The sequence below is a fragment of the Cellulosimicrobium sp. NPDC030954 genome, assembly GCF_055571305.1.
Genome location: NZ_JBVIFN010000003.1, coordinates 250002 through 265399, shown reverse-complemented (window position 1 = coordinate 265399; position 15398 = coordinate 250002). Strand labels below are relative to the sequence as shown.

General features: G+C 72.8%; 16 protein-coding genes. 10 read left to right on the top strand and 6 right to left on the bottom strand.

Features of this window, described 5'->3' with window-relative positions; genetic code table 11:
• Positions 1-67: 67 nt before the first annotated feature.
• Complete coding sequence (locus ACZ402_RS08870) at positions 68-1531, bottom strand: polysaccharide deacetylase family protein (protein ID WP_375823003.1); 1464 nt, start codon at positions 1529-1531, stop codon at positions 68-70.
• Positions 1532-1719: 188 nt separating this feature from the next.
• Positions 1720-2331, bottom strand: a complete 612-nt coding sequence (locus tag ACZ402_RS08865) for a transposase (protein WP_375823002.1) — start codon at positions 2329-2331, stop codon at positions 1720-1722.
• A 15-nt stretch (positions 2332-2346) separates the two neighbouring features.
• Here ACZ402_RS08865 and ACZ402_RS08860 point away from each other — a divergent pair, with 15 nt between their 5' ends.
• Both ACZ402_RS08860 and ACZ402_RS08855 read left to right on the top strand, forming a co-directional pair.
• Positions 2347-3750: an RNA-guided endonuclease InsQ/TnpB family protein gene (locus ACZ402_RS08860; RefSeq protein ID WP_375823001.1), complete on the top strand. Its 1404-nt coding sequence runs from the start codon at positions 2347-2349 to the stop codon at positions 3748-3750.
• Positions 3751-3898: 148 nt separating this feature from the next.
• Positions 3899-4909, top strand: a complete 1011-nt coding sequence (locus tag ACZ402_RS08855; protein WP_375823171.1) for a 4-hydroxy-3-methylbut-2-enyl diphosphate reductase — start codon at positions 3899-3901, stop codon at positions 4907-4909.
• A gap of 30 nt (positions 4910-4939) precedes the next feature.
• Here ACZ402_RS08855 and ACZ402_RS08850 read toward each other — a convergent pair whose 3' ends face one another.
• Positions 4940-6451 carry a DNA recombination protein RmuC gene (locus tag ACZ402_RS08850; protein ID WP_375823000.1) on the bottom strand — a complete coding sequence of 504 codons (1512 nt, stop codon included), beginning with the start codon at positions 6449-6451 and terminating at the stop codon, positions 4940-4942.
• 121 nt (positions 6452-6572) lie between these two features.
• Between ACZ402_RS08850 and ACZ402_RS08845 the strand changes: the two genes are divergently transcribed.
• The 3 genes from ACZ402_RS08845 to ychF are packed head-to-tail and all read left to right on the top strand — an operon-like array spanning position 6573 to position 10169.
• Positions 6573-7463, top strand: coding sequence for an ABC transporter ATP-binding protein (locus ACZ402_RS08845; protein WP_375822999.1), 891 nt, complete (start codon positions 6573-6575; stop codon positions 7461-7463).
• Between the two features lie 17 nt (positions 7464-7480).
• Complete coding sequence (locus tag ACZ402_RS08840; RefSeq protein WP_375822998.1) at positions 7481-9031, top strand: hypothetical protein; 1551 nt, start codon at positions 7481-7483, stop codon at positions 9029-9031.
• Positions 9032-9083: 52 nt separating this feature from the next.
• Positions 9084-10169 carry a redox-regulated ATPase YchF gene (ychF, locus tag ACZ402_RS08835; protein ID WP_375822997.1) on the top strand — a complete coding sequence of 362 codons (1086 nt, stop codon included), beginning with the start codon at positions 9084-9086 and terminating at the stop codon, positions 10167-10169.
• Between the two features lie 57 nt (positions 10170-10226).
• Here ychF and ACZ402_RS08830 read toward each other — a convergent pair whose 3' ends face one another.
• From ACZ402_RS08830 to ACZ402_RS08820, 3 genes are all read right to left on the bottom strand, one after another.
• On the bottom strand, positions 10227-10520 hold the full coding sequence (locus tag ACZ402_RS08830; RefSeq protein ID WP_375822996.1) for a DUF1330 domain-containing protein: 294 nt from the start codon (positions 10518-10520) through the stop codon (positions 10227-10229).
• A gap of 211 nt (positions 10521-10731) precedes the next feature.
• Entirely contained in the window at positions 10732-11418 is a 687-nt protein-coding gene (locus tag ACZ402_RS08825) for a haloacid dehalogenase type II (RefSeq protein WP_375822995.1), read from the bottom strand.
• Positions 11419-11519: 101 nt separating this feature from the next.
• The gene (locus ACZ402_RS08820) at positions 11520-11933 is read right to left on the bottom strand and encodes a VOC family protein (protein ID WP_375822994.1); all 414 of its coding nucleotides are present in this window, start codon (positions 11931-11933) and stop codon (positions 11520-11522) included.
• 201 nt (positions 11934-12134) lie between these two features.
• On the opposite strand from ACZ402_RS08820, the gene ACZ402_RS08815 reads away from it, so the two are divergent.
• From ACZ402_RS08815 to ACZ402_RS08795, 5 genes are all read left to right on the top strand, one after another.
• Positions 12135-13034, top strand: coding sequence for a LysR family transcriptional regulator (locus ACZ402_RS08815; RefSeq protein ID WP_375822993.1), 900 nt, complete (start codon positions 12135-12137; stop codon positions 13032-13034).
• Positions 13035-13195: 161 nt separating this feature from the next.
• Positions 13196-13675: a carboxymuconolactone decarboxylase family protein gene (locus ACZ402_RS08810; protein ID WP_375822992.1), complete on the top strand. Its 480-nt coding sequence runs from the start codon at positions 13196-13198 to the stop codon at positions 13673-13675.
• Between the two features lie 48 nt (positions 13676-13723).
• Positions 13724-14146, top strand: coding sequence for a DUF1801 domain-containing protein (locus ACZ402_RS08805; protein WP_375822991.1), 423 nt, complete (start codon positions 13724-13726; stop codon positions 14144-14146).
• A gap of 114 nt (positions 14147-14260) precedes the next feature.
• Positions 14261-14698 (top strand): hypothetical protein, encoded by a 438-nt coding sequence (locus ACZ402_RS08800; protein ID WP_375822990.1) that lies wholly within the window; start codon positions 14261-14263, stop codon positions 14696-14698.
• Complete coding sequence (locus ACZ402_RS08795) at positions 14695-15024, top strand: winged helix-turn-helix domain-containing protein (protein WP_375822989.1); 330 nt, start codon at positions 14695-14697, stop codon at positions 15022-15024. Before ACZ402_RS08800 ends, ACZ402_RS08795 begins: the two co-directional genes overlap by 4 nt.
• The last annotated feature ends 374 nt before the right edge of the window (positions 15025-15398 follow it).

The following is a 15398-nucleotide window of genomic DNA, read 5'->3' as shown; positions in this document are numbered from 1 at the left end:
CACCCCACCCACGCCCACCCGGCGCGCCCGCCCGTCGGCACGTGCGCCGCCGGGTCCGCGTGGTCGCTCACGGGGCGAGCAGGTCGACCGTCACCAGCAGGTACCCCTGGGCGCGCAGGTCGTCGATGATGCCCGGCACGGCGTCGACCGTCGTGGCGTGGATGTCGTGCATGAGGACGACGCTCCCCGGCCGGGCGCCCTCGACGGCGCGCCGCCGGGTCTCCGCGGCGTCCTTCGTCTTCCAGTCGAGCGTGTCCAGGTTCCAGAGGATCACCTGCAGCCCCGTGCGGGTCGCGACCGACCGGACGCGGTCGTCGACGTCGCCGTAGGGCGGGCGCAGGAACGTCGGCGTCGCGCCGGACGCCGTGGTGATCGCCTCCTGCGTGCGCTCGAGCTCGGCGCGCACCTCGTCGTCGTCGAGCGTCGTGAGCTGGGGGTGGTCCCAGGTGTGGTTCGCGAGCAGGTGCCCCGCCGCGGCCGTGTCCCGCACCACGTCGGGGCGCTTCTCGACGTTGGTCCCGACGAGGAAGAACGTCGCGGTGACGTGCTTCTCCGCGAGCGTCTGCAGCAGTCGCTCGGTGTCCGCGCCGGGCCCGTCGTCGAACGTCAGCGCGACGCAGCGGTCGACCGTGCAGTCCACTCCCTGCGCGCGCCCCAGCTCGCGGCGCTGCTGCAGCGTCAGCGCCAGCCGGTCGCTCCAGACCGCCTCGGTGGCGCCGAGCACGGCGTCCCGCTGCGCCACCGTCTCGGCGACGGGATCGCCGCCCACGCCGGCGTCGAGCGTCGTGCCGGCGGCGGCGAGCGCGGTGTCGAGCGCCGTGCGGTGCGCCTCGTCCGAGACGAGCCCGGCCGACTCCGCGAGCACCGGTCGCCCCTCGGCGACCGCATCCTCGAGCCCGTCGTACGCCCACTGCTGCCACGCCGTCGCGACGTCCTGCGTCGCGGCGGCGACCGCCGAGGCCGCGTCGTCGAGCGCCTCGGGGGACGGCGTGGACCCCGTGACGACCTCGAACCGCCGTTCCGGCAGGGTCCGTGGGAAGAACGGGTTCGGGCGCGACAGCGCGTCGACCGTGCGGACCTCGACCGGGTACTCGACGGGTGTCCCGACGAGCGACCCGGCCTCCGGCAGCGCCGCCGCCAGCGGGTCGCGCACGGCGGGGTCCTCGACCTGGCCCTCGCTGCCCGCCAGCACGGCACCCCCGACCACCTCCGTCGCGGCGAGCGCGGCGAGGCGGGGCTCGTACGCCGCCACGGCCTCGGCGCGGGCGGTCTCGGCGTCGCGCTCGGCCTGCTCGACGTCGGCGCGGTGCTGGTCGACGGACGCGACCCACCGGTCGTGCTCTACCGTCGCCGCGAGGACCAGCGCGCCTGCCACCACGACCGCGACTCCGGGCACGAGCCACCACCACACGCGCCGTCGCGGCCGTGCCGGTCCGGCGGGTCCGGCGGGGTCGCTGGTCCCTGTGGGGCCGCTCGGGTCGGCGGCGTCGGGGGGAATGTCGGGGTCGGTCGGGTCGAGGTCGTCGGCCATCCCTCGATCCTCACGGGCGCCCGGAGGTCCGGCGACCGGGAGGGCCGTCCCGGTCGGGTGAGATCCGTCTCCGCGCGTCGGCCCCCGCGGACGCTGGGGAGGGGCGGTGGGCCACCGGCGGCGGTGCTGTGAGGAGGGCGGGCCCGGGTCGGAGGTGACAGGCCTCACCGAGGTCGGCGCGCGGGCGCTCACCTAGAGCCTGTCGAACAACTACCCGTGGTGATCAAGGCGGCGCAGGAGGAGTCGGACCTGGGACAGGATGACGAACGCTTCACGGGCGGTGAGTGTGGCTTCCTACTGCCGCACGAGGCGGCGCCGGTTGCCCCACGCGTTCGTCCGCTCGACGACCCGGCGCCCTGGTTGAACGACGAACCTTCCGGCGGGTTGGGGGCCAGAGACGATCTCCAGCTTGTTCCCTGCCGCGGTGCCGCGTCGGCGGGTGCTTGCCCCGTGTAGCCCTTGTCGGCCCAGACATGCGCCACGGACGGCCACGGGTTCTTCGGGCCGCGGACCAGGAGACGGTGAAAGTCGTGCGGGAGCGCCTGCCATGGGATGCCCGTGGTCACGACGAAGAGAAGCGCGTCGACGTACTCGCGCCAACGGTGCTCGCAGGAAGGCCGCCCGCCGCGGGTGTGGGTGGGGATCTCGAGCGCGGGGATGCGCGCCCAGGCCGTGTTGGTCAGGTCGGACGGGCAAGAGCGCCGCGGCGATGGTTCACACGTGCGCCATCGTCCTGACCAGGTCTGACATCCCAGTCGTTGTCGGTGCCGGCCGGTAGCGTCCTGGTCGTGTCGAGGCATACGACGTTCCAGCTGGTGGCTGACCCCACCGGGGAGCAGGCACGCGCCCTGGCCCGGCACGAGGGCGCGGCCCGGTTCGCGTTCAACCAGGGCCTGCGCCTGCACCTGGACGCCCGCGACGCTGCCAAGAACGGCGCCGTGGAGGTGAAGGTCCCATGGACCGGGTTCGACCTGATCAATGCGTTCAACGCGTGGAAGAAGACTGAGGACGCCGGGCGCCGCTTCGTGGTCGACGGTGCGGGTGTCGCCGAGCTGGAGGTCACGGGCCTGGCCTGGCGGACCGAGGTCAGCGCCCAGGTGTTCGAGGAAGCCGTCGTCGACCTCGGCAAAGCCCTGAAGGCGTGGACCGACTCCCGGCGCGGCAAACGCGCCGGACGCACCGTGGGACACCCGAGGTTCAAGAAGAAGAACCATGGGCGCGGATCGTTCCGGATGCGCAACAAGGTGTCCAGGACGACGTCGGGTGAGCGTTCCATGATCCGGCTCGGCGAGAAAGGTCCACGCTCGGTGACCCTGCCCGGCATCGGTGCCATCCGCGTGCATGACGACACCCGCCGCCTGCGGCGCATGCTCGCCCAGGGGCGGGCGCGGATCCTGTTCGCGACCGTCTCCCGCCGTGGTGGCCGGTGGCGCATCAGCGTGAACGTCGAAGCCGCCGACCTGCACCCCGGCGCCCAGCATCCTGTCCGTGACGACGCCGACCACAGCGGGTGGGCGGGCATGGACCGCGGGCTGCACACACCCGTCGTCGTCGCCCTGGCCGACGGCACCCAGACCCTGCGCATCGACGCCGCACCCAAGGCACTGCGTGTGGGCCAGCCCCTGACCCGGCGGTTGCAGAAGTCCGTGTCCCGCAAGGCCAAGGGCTCCGGCAAGCGGCGGTCCGCCGTGGCCCGGTTGGCTCGTCACCACGAGCGGGTTCGTGCCCGCCGTCACCACTTCCTGCACCAGGTCTCGAACGCGCTGGTCAAGACCCACGACCGGCTCGTCATCGAAGACCTCAACGTCACCGGCATGCTCGCCAACCACCGGCTCGCCGCAGCCATCTCGGACGCGGCCTGGGGTGAGTTCGCTCGCCAGATCACGTACAAGATGGCCTGGTACGGCGGGCACGTCCTGACCGCGGACCGGTGGTTCGCGTCGTCGAAGACCTGCTCGGCGTGCGGAGACGTGAAGAGCACGCTCACCCTCGCGGAGCGGGTCTTCACCTGCGAGCAGTGCGGGCACACCATCGACCGCGATCTGAACGCCGCGATCAACCTCGCCGCCTGGGGCGGGAACAAAGCCTCCCAGGTCCTGGACCCCGAAGCACGAGGCCAGGTCACCAACGCCCACCGACGGGAAGGCTCTGGCCCGCGCGCCCGCGCGAGTGAAACCAGCCCGGACGACGTGGGAACCCTCACCGCCACCGCGGCATAGGGACGTCCGAGAAGGACGCTGCCGAACACCCCAACGAGGTTGTTCGACAGGCTTTAGACTCGGTGGCGTGAGCGACCTCCCCGCCGGCTCGTCCGCGCACTCGTCCGACCTCCCCGTCGTCCCGTCGGAGACGGCCCCGCAGGGCTCCGTGCCGCGCAAGCGCGTCCTGCTCGCCGCGCCGCGCGGCTACTGCGCGGGCGTGGACCGGGCCGTCGTCGCGGTTGAGAAGGCGCTCGAGCACTACGGCGCGCCGGTGTACGTGCGCAAGGAGATCGTGCACAACAAGTTCGTCGTCGAGACGCTGAGCGAGCGCGGTGCGGTCTTCGTCGACGAGACCGACGAGGTGCCGGAGGGCGCCCGCGTCGTGTTCTCGGCGCACGGCGTCTCGCCCGCGGTCAAGGCCGCCGCCGCGGCCCGCAACCTCGACACGATCGACGCCACGTGCCCGCTCGTGACCAAGGTGCACAAGGAGGCCGTGCGCTTCGCCAAGGACGACTACGACATCCTCCTCATCGGCCACACGGGGCACGAGGAGGTCGAGGGCACGGCCGGTGAGGCGCCGGACCACGTCCAGGTCGTCGACTCGCCCGACCACGTCGACGGCGTCGTGGTCCGCGACCCCGACAAGGTCGTGTGGATCTCGCAGACCACGCTGTCCGTCGACGAGACCATGGAGACGGTCCGCCGGCTGCGGGAGAAGTTCCCGACGCTCCAGGACCCGCCGAGCGACGACATCTGCTACGCGACGCAGAACCGCCAGGTCGCGGTGAAGAAGCTCGCGCCCGACGCGGACGTCGTCATCGTCGTCGGCTCGGCGAACTCGTCGAACTCGGTCCGCCTCGTCGAGGTCGCGCTCCAGGCGGGCGCCGGGGCGTCCTACCGGGTCGACCGGGCGAAGGAGATCGACCCCGCCTGGCTCGACGGCGCGACGACCGTCGGGGTGACGTCGGGCGCGTCGGTGCCCGAGATCCTCGTGGACGACGTCCTCGCGTACCTCGCGGAGCGCGGGTTCGGTGAGGTCGAGGAGGTCCGCACCGCGACGGAGGACCTCATGTTCTCGCTGCCGCGCGAGCTGCGCGCCGACCTCAAGTCGTCGGGTTCCGACGGCGGCCGCCCCACCCGAGGGGGCCGCACGTCGCTCTCGGTGCAGCCCGTCTGACCGTCGTCCGCGCCGCCTGCGAGCACTGGGTCAGGCGCTCGCCTCGTCGTGCGACGCCCCGCGCCGGGACTCGGCGTCCCGGTCCTCGGGCCGCTCGTCGATCGCGACGACGGACTCGTTGACCGAGGCGAGGAGCTCGGGCGCGCTGATCGCACTGAGCTGCGGGTTGACGGTCGCCGGGGTCGCGAGCTCGTCGTCGACGACGTGCAGGTCGGCGAAGCGGCGGGCGCTCACGAGCACGCGCGTCTCGAGCGACCCGACCGTGCGGTTGTACGCGTCGGAGGCGTTCTGGAGCTGACGCCCGAGCTTGGCGAGGTGCGACCCCATGACCGCGAGCCGGCCGTGGAGCTCCTTGCCGAGCGTGAGGACCTGCTGCGCGTTGGTGGCGAGCGCGTCCTGCCGCCACGCGTAGGCGATCGTCCGGAGCATCGCGACCATCGTCATGGGCGTCGCGATGACGACGTTCTTCGACACCGCGTGCTCGAGGAGCGACGGGTCCTGCTCGACGGCCGCCGAGAGGAACGACTCCGCGGGCACGAACATGACGACGAACTCGGGCGCCGGGCCGAACTGGTCCCAGTAGCGCTTGGCGCCGAGGTCGTCGACGTGCTTGCGCATGTGGCGGGCGTGCGCGGCGAGCCGGTCGGCGCGCACCGCGGGATCGGTCGCGCCCTGCGCGTCGAGGTAGCCGAGGAACGCGACCTTGGCGTCGACGACGACCTGCTTGCCCCCGGCGAGGCGGACCACCATGTCGGGGCGCAACGTGCCGTCGTCGGTCGCGACCTGGTCCTGCTCCACGAAGTCGACGTGGGGGAGCATGCCGGCCGCCTCGACCACGCGGCGGAGCTGCAGCTCGCCCCACGCGCCGCGCACCTGCGACGACCGCAGCGCGGTGACGAGCTGCGACGTCTCGGCGCGCAGCAGCTCCGACGCGTCGCGGACCCCCCGCACCTGCTCGGCGAGGCTGCCGTGCGCCGCGAGCCGCGCACGCTCGGCCTCGGCGACCTCGGCGCGCACCTTCTCGAGCGCGCCCGCGAGCGGCTCCACGAGGTGCCGCACCGCCTCCTCGCGGCGCTCGAGCTCGGCCGCGCCCTGCTCCTGGCTGCGGCGCAGGCGCTCCTCCGCCTGGACGAGGAACTGCTCCGTGCCCGCGGCCAGCACCTTGCGCGAGAGCGCCTCGAACTGCGCCTCGAGCCGGCGGTGGTCGCCCTGGACCTCCTCGACGCGGCGCTCGGCCGCGGCCCGCAGCTCGGCGAGCTGCTGCTCGTGGGTCGCCTGCGCGAGGTCGAGACGCTCGTCGGCGCTGCGCTGGGCCGCGCCGAGCTGGCGCACGAAGCCCTCGCGCTCGGCCTCCAGCCGCTCCGCCAGACCCGCGCCGCGCGCGGCCTCCTGCTGCGCCTGGCCCAGGAGCTGGGTGAGCCGGCGGACCTCCGCCGCGGCGGCGTCGGGCGACGCGCGCCGCACGGTGAGGACGAGCGCGGCGCCGCCGACGAGCCCCAGCACGAGGCCGACCGCGAAGAGCAACCATCCCGAGGTGTCCATGGCGGCACCCTCCCACGGGGGACCGACACGACGGGTCCGACACGTCGCACGCCCCGTCCCGGCGGACACGTCGTGACAAAAGGCACCGCCCGGCGTCGGGACCCTCCGCTACGTTGGCGGCATGGTCGATCCCACGCCCCTACCACCCGTCGCCCCGGCCGGCCCGCCCGCCCCCGGCCCGGTGCCCGGCACCGTGCCCGGACCCGTGACCGGGCCCGTCCCCGGGACGCAGCCCGGGCCCCCCACGCCGCCCGACCCGGCCGCCGCGCTCTCGCTGCGCGGTCTCTGGAAGCGGTTCGGCGAGAAGATTGCGGTCGCCGGGATCGACCTGGACGTCCCGGCGGGCTCCTTCTACGGGCTCGTCGGGCCCAACGGCGCCGGCAAGACGACGACGCTCTCCATGGCGACCGGGCTCCTGCGCCCCGACGCGGGCTCCGCGCACGTGCACGGCACCGACCTCTGGGCCGACCCCGTCGCCGGGAAGCGGCAGCTCGGCGTCCTGCCCGACGGCGTCCGGCTCTTCGACCGGCTCACCGGTGCCCAGCTCGTCACGTACGCGGGCCTGCTGCGCGGCATGGACCGCGACACCGTGGCCGAGCGCACGGCGGAGCTCCTCGCGGCGCTCGACCTCGCGAAGGACGCCACGACGTTCGTCGTCGACTACTCGGCGGGCATGACCAAGAAGATCGCGCTCGCGACCGCGCTCATCCACGCCCCGCGCACCCTCGTCCTCGACGAGCCGTTCGAGGCCGTCGACCCGGTCTCGGCCGCCAACATCCGCGACATCCTCGCGGGCTACGTCGCCAGCGGCGGGACCGTCGTCGTGTCCTCGCACGTCATGGACCTGGTGCAGCGCATGTGCGACCACGTCGCGGTCGTCGCGGGCGGCCACGTCCTCGCGGCCGGCACGGTGGACGCGGTGCGCGGCGACCAGAGCCTCGAGGACCGGTTCGTCGACCTCGTCGGCGGTCGGCAGAGCACGGAGGGCCTCGCGTGGTTGCGCAGTTCGTAAGGCTCAAGCTCACCCTGATGGGCAACAGGTTCCGGCGGAGCGTGTGGCAGACCATCGGGTTCCTCGTCGGCGCGCTCTACGGCCTGTTCGTGGTGGGGATGCTCGTCGTCGGGATGGTGGTCCTCGGCACGGACGACCCCGCGCTCGCCGGGTCGATCATGATCCTCGTCGGCGCGCTCGCCGTCCTCGGGTGGTGGGTGATCCCACTCTTCGCGTTCGGGGTGGACGCCACCCTGGACCCGCAGCGCTTCGTCCTGTTCGGCATCCCGCAGCGACGGCTCCTCGCCGGGCTCGCCGTGGCGGGCGTCGTGTCGATCCCCGGGATCGTCACCGCCCTCGCCGCGCTCGGTGTCTCCTTCGCGTGGTGGCGCACGCCCCTCGCGGTGCTCGCCGCGCTCGTCGGCGCGGTCCTCGCGGTGGCGCTCTGCGTCGTCGGCTCGCGCGCGACGACGACGGCCCTCGCCCCGCTGCTCGAGTCGCGCCGCTACCGCGAGGTCGTGACGATCGCGGCGTTCGTGCCGCTCGTCCTCGTCGGGCCGGCCTTCGCCTGGGTCGGCTCGCAGCTCGGGGAGGGCCCGGTCGACGGCGACGCGGTGCGGGGCATGGTGACGCGTCTCGCGGAGATCGCGGCCTGGACCCCGTTCGGCGCCCCGTGGGGCCTGGGTGCCGCGGTGCACGACGGCGCGTGGGGCCTCGCGCTCGCGCGGCTCGTCGTCGCGCTGGTCACCCTCGCCCTGGCGTGGGTCGTGTGGGACAAGGCGCTCGCCCGCGCGCTCGTGACGCCGCCCGCGGCGGGCTCCGGAGGCCGGGCCAAGGGGCTGGGCTTCTTCTCCCGGTTCCCCGCGACGCCGACCGGGGCCGTCGCGGCGCGCACCGCGACGTACTGGCTCCGCGACCCGCGGTACTCGGGGTCCATCGCGGTCGTCCCGCTCATCCCCGTCGTGCTGCTCGTGGTGGGCGGGGGGTCGGGCTCCGGGATCTTCCTCGCGCTCGCGCCGTTCACGGCATGGATCCTGGGCTTCTCGATCTCGGCCGACATCGCGTACGACCACACGGCGTTCGCGCTGCACGTGTCGACGGGAGTCTCCGGGCGTGCGGACCGGTGGGGCCGCGCCCTGCCGGTGCTGGTCGCGGGGAGCGTCGTGACGCTCGTCTTCGCGGTGGCCTCCGTCGCCGTGGCCGGACGCTGGGACGCACTGCCGGCGCTGCTCGGCCTGACGGTCGGCACGCTCCTGGTCGCGACCGGCGTGTCGAGCGCGACGTCGGCGCGGCTGCTGTACCCGGTGCCCAAGCCCGGCGACAGCCCGTTCAAGCAGCCGCAGGGCGCCGCGATGGCGACGCTCGTCGCGCAGTCGGTCGCGATGCTGCTCGTCCTCGCGCTGTCGCTCCCGTTCCTCGTGCCGGGGCTCGTCGCGATCCTGGCCGACCAGCCGGTCGTGGGCTGGGTGACGCTCGTCGTGGGGGCGGTCGTCGGGGTCGTCGTGCTGCTCCTCGGCGTCCGCTGGGGTGCCCGCGCGTACGACCGGCGCGCGCCCGAGCTGCTGCAGAAGGTGATGTCCGCGGCCTGATCTCCGGGCCGGGGTCCGCGCACCGCGGCCCCGGCCCGTAGACTCGGGCGACGTGGCACTCACTATCGGCATCGTCGGCCTGCCCAACGTCGGCAAGTCCACCCTGTTCAACGCCCTGACGCGCAACCAGGTCCTCGCCGCGAACTACCCGTTCGCGACGATCGACCCGAACGTCGGCGTCGTCTCGCTCCCCGACCCGCGGCTCGACAAGCTCGCCGAGATCTTCGGCAGCCAGCGCATCCTGCCCGCGACCGTGTCGTTCGTCGACATCGCCGGGATCGTCAAGGGCGCCAGCGAGGGGGAGGGGCTCGGCAACAAGTTCCTCGCCAACATCCGCGAGGCCGACGCGATCTGCCAGGTGACCCGCGCGTTCGCCGACCCGGACGTCGTCCGGGTCGAGGGCTCGACGGACGCCGAGGGCGACATTGAGACCATCAGCACCGAGCTGATCCTCGCCGACCTCCAGACGCTCGAGAAGACGGTTCCTCGCCTCGAGAAGGAGGTGAAGATCAAGAAGGGCGACGCCGCCCTCCTCGACGCCGCGCAGAAGGCGCAGGCGATCCTCGAGGCCGGCACGACGCTCTTCCAGGGCGCGGCCGCCGCCGGGCTCGACCTCGCCGACGTCGCCAGCCTTCAGCTCCTCACGGCCAAGCCGTTCATCTACGTCTTCAACACCGACGACGCGGGCCTCGCGGACGACGGCATGCAGGACCGCCTGCGCGCGCTCGTCGCGCCCGCCCAGGCGATCTTCCTCGACGCGAAGTTCGAGTCCGAGCTCGTCGAGCTCGAGCCCGACGAGGCGAAGGAGATGCTCGCCGAGTCGGGGCAGGACGAGGCCGGGCTCGACCAGCTCGCGCGCGTCGGGTTCGACACCCTCGGGCTGCAGACCTACCTCACCGCAGGCCCCAAGGAGGCGCGTGCGTGGACCATCCGCAAGGGCTGGACCGCGCCGCAGGCCGCCGGGGTCATCCACACCGACTTCGAGCGTGGCTTCATCAAGGCCGAGGTCGTCTCGTTCGAGGACCTCGTCGCGACGGGGTCCGTCGCCGCCGCGCGCGCCGCGGGCAAGGCGCGCGTCGAGGGCAAGGACTACGTCATGGTCGACGGAGACGTCGTGGAGTTCCGCTTCAACGTCTGACCCTGAGTGGTCGTGAGCGAACGGAGCGAGACGAGACGTGCACGTCGGCTCACCCGGTCAGTCGATGCCTTCGACGATACGGAAGTCGCGCTGGAAGCCTGGAGGGAGGGCCGCCAGCGCATCCTGGTACGTCTCGCTCTCGTATGCCGCGGTCGCCTGTTCAAAGCTGTCGAACTCGATCAGGACGACGCGTTCGGCGATCCCGGCCTCGTGGGCGACGACTCGACCGAAGTTCGACAGGACGCGCCCGCCTCCGGCCCGGACGGCCAGACCGGCCAGGTCGTTGTAGCGAGTCAGCCGTTCGCGGTCGGTGATGGCGGGGTAGACGCTGACCCAGTAACCCTTGGTCATGGACGCTCCAGTGTCGAGATGGGTGGATCTAGCAGACGAGCAGGTGCGGGCGGGCGTCGGTGTGCCAGAGCGAGGCAGGTCAGCGTGGTGACCACCATGATGCCGATGCCCACCAGTGCCGGCGGTCGTGTAGGCGTCCTCCTCAGGGAGGAGAACGCCGGGGTCGGTGCCCACGCTGAGGATCAGACCGCCGAGGGCGCTCCCCAGGCGCTCACGCCCGCAGCAGAGCGTGCAGGTGGTGGAGGTCGTCGGCGTAGACGTCGAACTCGTCGTCGCTCGTCGGCGGGTCGCCGCCAGGCCGGGGCACGTACGCGGTCCGCATCCCCGCGTTCGCTGCCGCACGCAGGTCCCAGGCATGGGCGGCGACGAGGTACGGCGGCGGCGACCCTGCAGGGGCGGCCGCCAGAGCGAGCTGGTAGACGGCGGGGGCGGGCTTGTAGGTCCTGACGTCCTCGGCCGACAGCGTCAGGCGCCAGCTCATGCCGGAGGACTGGGTCAGCGCGGACAGCACCGGGTGACTGGCGTTGGAGAGGCCGCCGACGGTCATGTCCTCGGCGAGCAGGGCGAGACCCTCGACGGAGTCCGGCCACGGGTCGAGGCGGCGCGGCACGTCCGCGAGCCGAGCGCTCAGACCACCGGGAAGCGTGCCGTCCGCCACGAGGTGAGCCAGCGCCAGGGCGTCCAGGTCGTGGCTGGGGGAGAACGGGAGCTCTCCGGCGACGATCCTCCGCTCCTGCGCGGCGACGTGCTCGAGCCACTCCGTGACGAGGTCGCCCGCGCGACGTTCGCTCCACCCGGTGGCGACCTGTGTCTGCCGTCGCATGCTGCCTGCCTGGTCGACGAGCGTGCCGAGGACGTCGAACACGACGAGAGGGCGGGAACCGTCGGCGGTGCGCATGCCGGGGTGAACACGGCCGGCCGCGGGGGTGTTCCCGCCGCCGCCGCCCGCGCCCGGGCCGCCGACGGCGCTGCCGCCTCGGCCCGGGCACGGGCGCTCCGCTACTCGGCGTAGGGCTGGTCGGGCGAGTGATCGCTGTAGCCGAGGCTCCAGATGTAGCCGTCCGGGTCGGCGAAGGTGCCACCGTAGCCACCCCACGGCAGCGCGCCGGCGGGCTTGAGGACCGTGGCGCCGGCGGCCTGCGCCTCCGCCATGATCTCGTCGACGCGTGCTTGGGTGCGGACGACGTACGTCAGCACCAGCCCGCTGAAGCCGCTGCCCTCGGGGCTCGTGCCCACCTGGTCGGCCAGTCCCTCGCGGCGGTAGAAGCCGACCGGTGAGGCACCGTCCGACTCGAAGAACACCGAGATGCCGAAGTCGCTCTGGATCTTCCAGCCGAGCCCCTCGGTGTAGAACTGCTTGGCTCGATCCATGTCCTGAACGCCGAGAAGGATCGAGCTGACGTGTGCTCTCATGTCGTGCTCCTTGTCCGGGGAGGTTGCGTTCCCAGCATCCGGGAGGCGCGGTGGCCCATCAACGGGAGATGCCTGACCTGGTCGATCAGCCGCGCTGATGACGACAGGAGCACGGCGGGGCCGCCAATGTCGTGGTGGTGCCGCGCGGTCCGGCGTACCGTGAGCCGGACGACCGCACCTGAAGGACCAGATGGGGACGCCGTGGAGCTTCGTGACATCGAGATCTTCCTGACGCTCGCCGAGGAGCTGCACTTCGGCCGCACCGCGGCACGGTTGCACCTCTCGCAGGCACGGGTCAGCCAGGTCGTCGCCCAGTGCGAGCGGCAGATCGGCGGCAGGCTGTTCGACCGCTCCAACCGCCGCGACGTCCGTCTCACACCCCTCGGCACGTCGCTCCGCGACGATCTCGAGCCCGTCTACGGGGACCTCCGCGAGAGCCTGCGACGCGCCCAGCGCGCGGCCCGCGGTGTCGACGCCCAGCTGCGCGTCGGACTGATGCCGTTCAACGTCCCCGCCCTGCACGGCTACTGGGAGACCTTCAGCAAGCGCCACCCCCGGTACGAGCTGCGCGTGCGCTACGCCTCCTTCACCGATCCGTTCGGGAGCCTGCGGCGGGGCGAGATCGACGTCCTGGTCACCTGGCTCCCCGTCGAGGAGGTCGACCTGACGGTGGGGCCGACGCTGTTCGTCGACTCCCGGGTCCTCGCGGTGGCGGCCACGCACGAGCTGGCGGGCCGGCCGTCGGCGCCCGTCGAGGCGCTCGCGGACTTCGCCCACGTCAAGCTGCCGAACCTGCCGGAGACCTGGGAGAACGGCTACCTGCCCTTCCGCACCCCGGGCGGCAAGAGGATCGAGCGCGTGGAGTCCGTCGCCAACGCCGACGAGCTCCTGCAGCTCGTGAGCACGGGCGAGATCATCCATCCCTTCCCCGCCCACGTGACCCAGTACTGGTCCATGCCGCACATCCGGTGGCTGCCGGTGCCCGACCTGAACCCGCTCTCCTACGTGCTCGTCTGGCGCACCGATGCGGAGAACGAGCCCGTCCGGGCCTTCGCCCGGACCGTCCAGGACCTCGCACCCCTCACGGACGGTCGCGTCTGACGTCGGAGCCTGGGCGAACGGCCCTGCCGCGAGGCCGCGCCGCCCGTCCGATCGTTAACCCAGGGCGCAGGGGACGTTGCTCGACCCGCCGTTGTTCGAGGTCGGACGGGCTGCGAGGCTCGAGACGTACCGAGCAGCCACCACGGCAAGGAGAAACTCAGATGACCTCGACGACCCCCCTCGCGGGACCCCGGATGTCGAACCCGGCCGCGCTCCTCGACGGCGCCTCGGGCGCGATCTTCGCGCTCATGAAGGCAGCCCGCCAGACGGACCTGCCGCACTCGACGCTCGAGCTGGTGCACCTCCGGGTCAGCCAGATCAACGGCTGCAGCGTCTGCGTCGACTCGGGCGTGCGGTCCGCGAAGCAGGCGGGCGAGACCGACGAGCGCCTCCACGCGGTGGTCGCGTGGCGCGAGACGCCGTACTTCACCGACGAGGAGCGCGCCGCGCTCGCGCTGGCGGAGAGCGTGACCCGGCTGGCCGACCGCCCGGACCCCGTCCCGGACGACGTGTGGGACGAGGCGGCGAGCTTCTTCGACGAGCGCCAGCTGGCGGCCCTGGTCCTCTACGTCGCGACGACCAACCTGTTCAACAGGCTCAACGCCACGACGCGTCAGCTCGCCGGCGCTTCCTGGAGCTGAGCTCCCGACCTGATCAGACGACCTGCCCCGACACGCGAGAGGCACGACATGGCAGCTGTGCGAGGCCAGAGATCCGAGAACGCCGACGAGACGTCCGCAGGGAAGGAGATCGATGCGATCGTCGCCCACGCGGGCGGGTGGCGTGCGGAGACGCTCGCGCGGGTCCGTCGGGTGATCCTCGGCGCCGACCCGGGGATCGTGGAGGAGATCAAGTGGCGCAAGCCCTCGAAGCCCGAGGGCGTCCCCACGTGGGTGTGCCAGGGGAACGTCTGCATGGCGGACCTCCTGAAGCGGGCCGTGCGGCTGACCTTCCCCGCGGGGGCCCGGCTGGACGACCCGGCTCGTCTCTTCAACGCGCGCCTGGACGGCGCCACGGTCCGGGCGATCGACCTCGTCGAGGGCGCGGAGATCGACGACGACGCGCTCCGCGAGCTCGTGCGTCGCGCGGTCGCCGAGAACCGTCGGGGGTGATCCAGAGCCTCCGCCGCACCTCCGGTGAAGTACTTGAACGATCGTTGAGTACGTGATTTCATGGCAAGCATGAGCTCGTCTCGTGCAGGTACCCGTTCCAGAGCTGGAGGCATCGTGTCGACACCGGAGGACACCAGCGGTACGTGGCCGTCGACAGCGGCGGAGGCTCTCGCCGCGGCGGACGCGGTCGGTCGTCGGATCCGCTCGCGCCGGCGGTGGTACGTCGTCGGCGCGCTCGTCATGGCGACCACCCTGACCGCGTTCACCGTCGCGCTGGCGTCGTGGCCCGAGCGCCTGGCCGGGGTGATCGTCCCCGGCCTCGTCGTCGTCGGCGCGACCCTCGCCCTCCTCGCGTGGTGCGGACGGACCGTCCCGGCCGCCGCCACGGCGGCGACGCAGCGCGCACTCTTCCTCGGCGCCCTGCTCCTCGTCGTCGCACTGCTCCTGATCCGGCTGGTCCTCCCCGAGGGCTTCTCCGGATGGGTCGTGCTCGTCGGCCTGCTGCCCGCCCTGCCCTTCCTCGATCTCGCACGGCGGGTGAGCCGAGCGTGACGCACGCGCGTCATCGCCTCGACGACCTCATCCACTCGCCGGTCCGGCTCTCGGTCATGGCCTCGCTCCGCGCCGCGGACGCCGTCCACTTCGGGCTGCTCCGGGACACGCTGGAGGTCAGCGACTCCCTGCTGTCCAAGCACCTCGCCGCGCTGGAGTCGGCCGGCTACATCCAGGTCACCAAGGGCTATGCCGGCCGTCGGCCGCGCACGTGGTACTCCCTCTCGCCGGAGGGGCGGGCGGCGTTCGACGCGTACGTCGCCGCGCTGCGCGAGATCGTCGACGCGTCCGACCCCTCGGACCCGCCTCCTCGTTCCCCGCGGTGAGGGAGTGCGTGTCGCGCTCGGACCGTGGGTCGCGCCGTCGGCGCTCCGTCGGTGCCCGGCGGCATGGCGGCCCGCCGTGCGCGACCCTGAGGGCGAGGCGCCCCGGCCCGACCCGGGGGCCGGTGGACGCCCGCCGCATCGTGAGACGCGGCGGGCGTCACCGCCTCGCTCGACGGCACGTTTCGCGCGTGTTTCCCTGCCGTCTCGGGGTGGCGACGCGCCCGTACCAGCCAGTATCAACTCGATAACGATCGACCGCAGCAACCGGGCAAGGGGGAGAAGCGTCGCAACTTGCTGGGTAGCGTTGCCTCAAACCGTGGTGGGCATTCCCGTCCACGCGCACCGACACCAAGCGGACGCGCGGGAGACGGGGC

Bases quoted from the DNA above. Each gene is read 5' to 3' on its own strand.
- ACZ402_RS08870 (WP_375823003.1), bottom strand. From the start codon at position 1,531: ATGGCCGACGACCTCGACCCGACCGACCCCGACATTCCCCCCGACGCC.
- ACZ402_RS08865 (WP_375823002.1), bottom strand. From the start codon at position 2,331: ATGCCTCGACACGACCAGGACGCTACCGGCCGGCACCGACAACGACTG.
- ACZ402_RS08850 (WP_375823000.1), bottom strand. From the start codon at position 6,451: ATGGACACCTCGGGATGGTTGCTCTTCGCGGTCGGCCTCGTGCTGGGG.
- ACZ402_RS08845 (WP_375822999.1), top strand. From the start codon at position 6,573: ATGGTCGATCCCACGCCCCTACCACCCGTCGCCCCGGCCGGCCCGCCC.
- ACZ402_RS08840 (WP_375822998.1), top strand. From the start codon at position 7,481: ATGGGCAACAGGTTCCGGCGGAGCGTGTGGCAGACCATCGGGTTCCTC.
- ACZ402_RS08830 (WP_375822996.1), bottom strand. From the start codon at position 10,520: ATGACCAAGGGTTACTGGGTCAGCGTCTACCCCGCCATCACCGACCGC.
- ACZ402_RS08825 (WP_375822995.1), bottom strand. From the start codon at position 11,418: ATGCGCACCGCCGACGGTTCCCGCCCTCTCGTCGTGTTCGACGTCCTC.
- ACZ402_RS08820 (WP_375822994.1), bottom strand. From the start codon at position 11,933: ATGAGAGCACACGTCAGCTCGATCCTTCTCGGCGTTCAGGACATGGAT.
- ACZ402_RS08810 (WP_375822992.1), top strand. From the start codon at position 13,196: ATGACCTCGACGACCCCCCTCGCGGGACCCCGGATGTCGAACCCGGCC.
- ACZ402_RS08805 (WP_375822991.1), top strand. From the start codon at position 13,724: ATGGCAGCTGTGCGAGGCCAGAGATCCGAGAACGCCGACGAGACGTCC.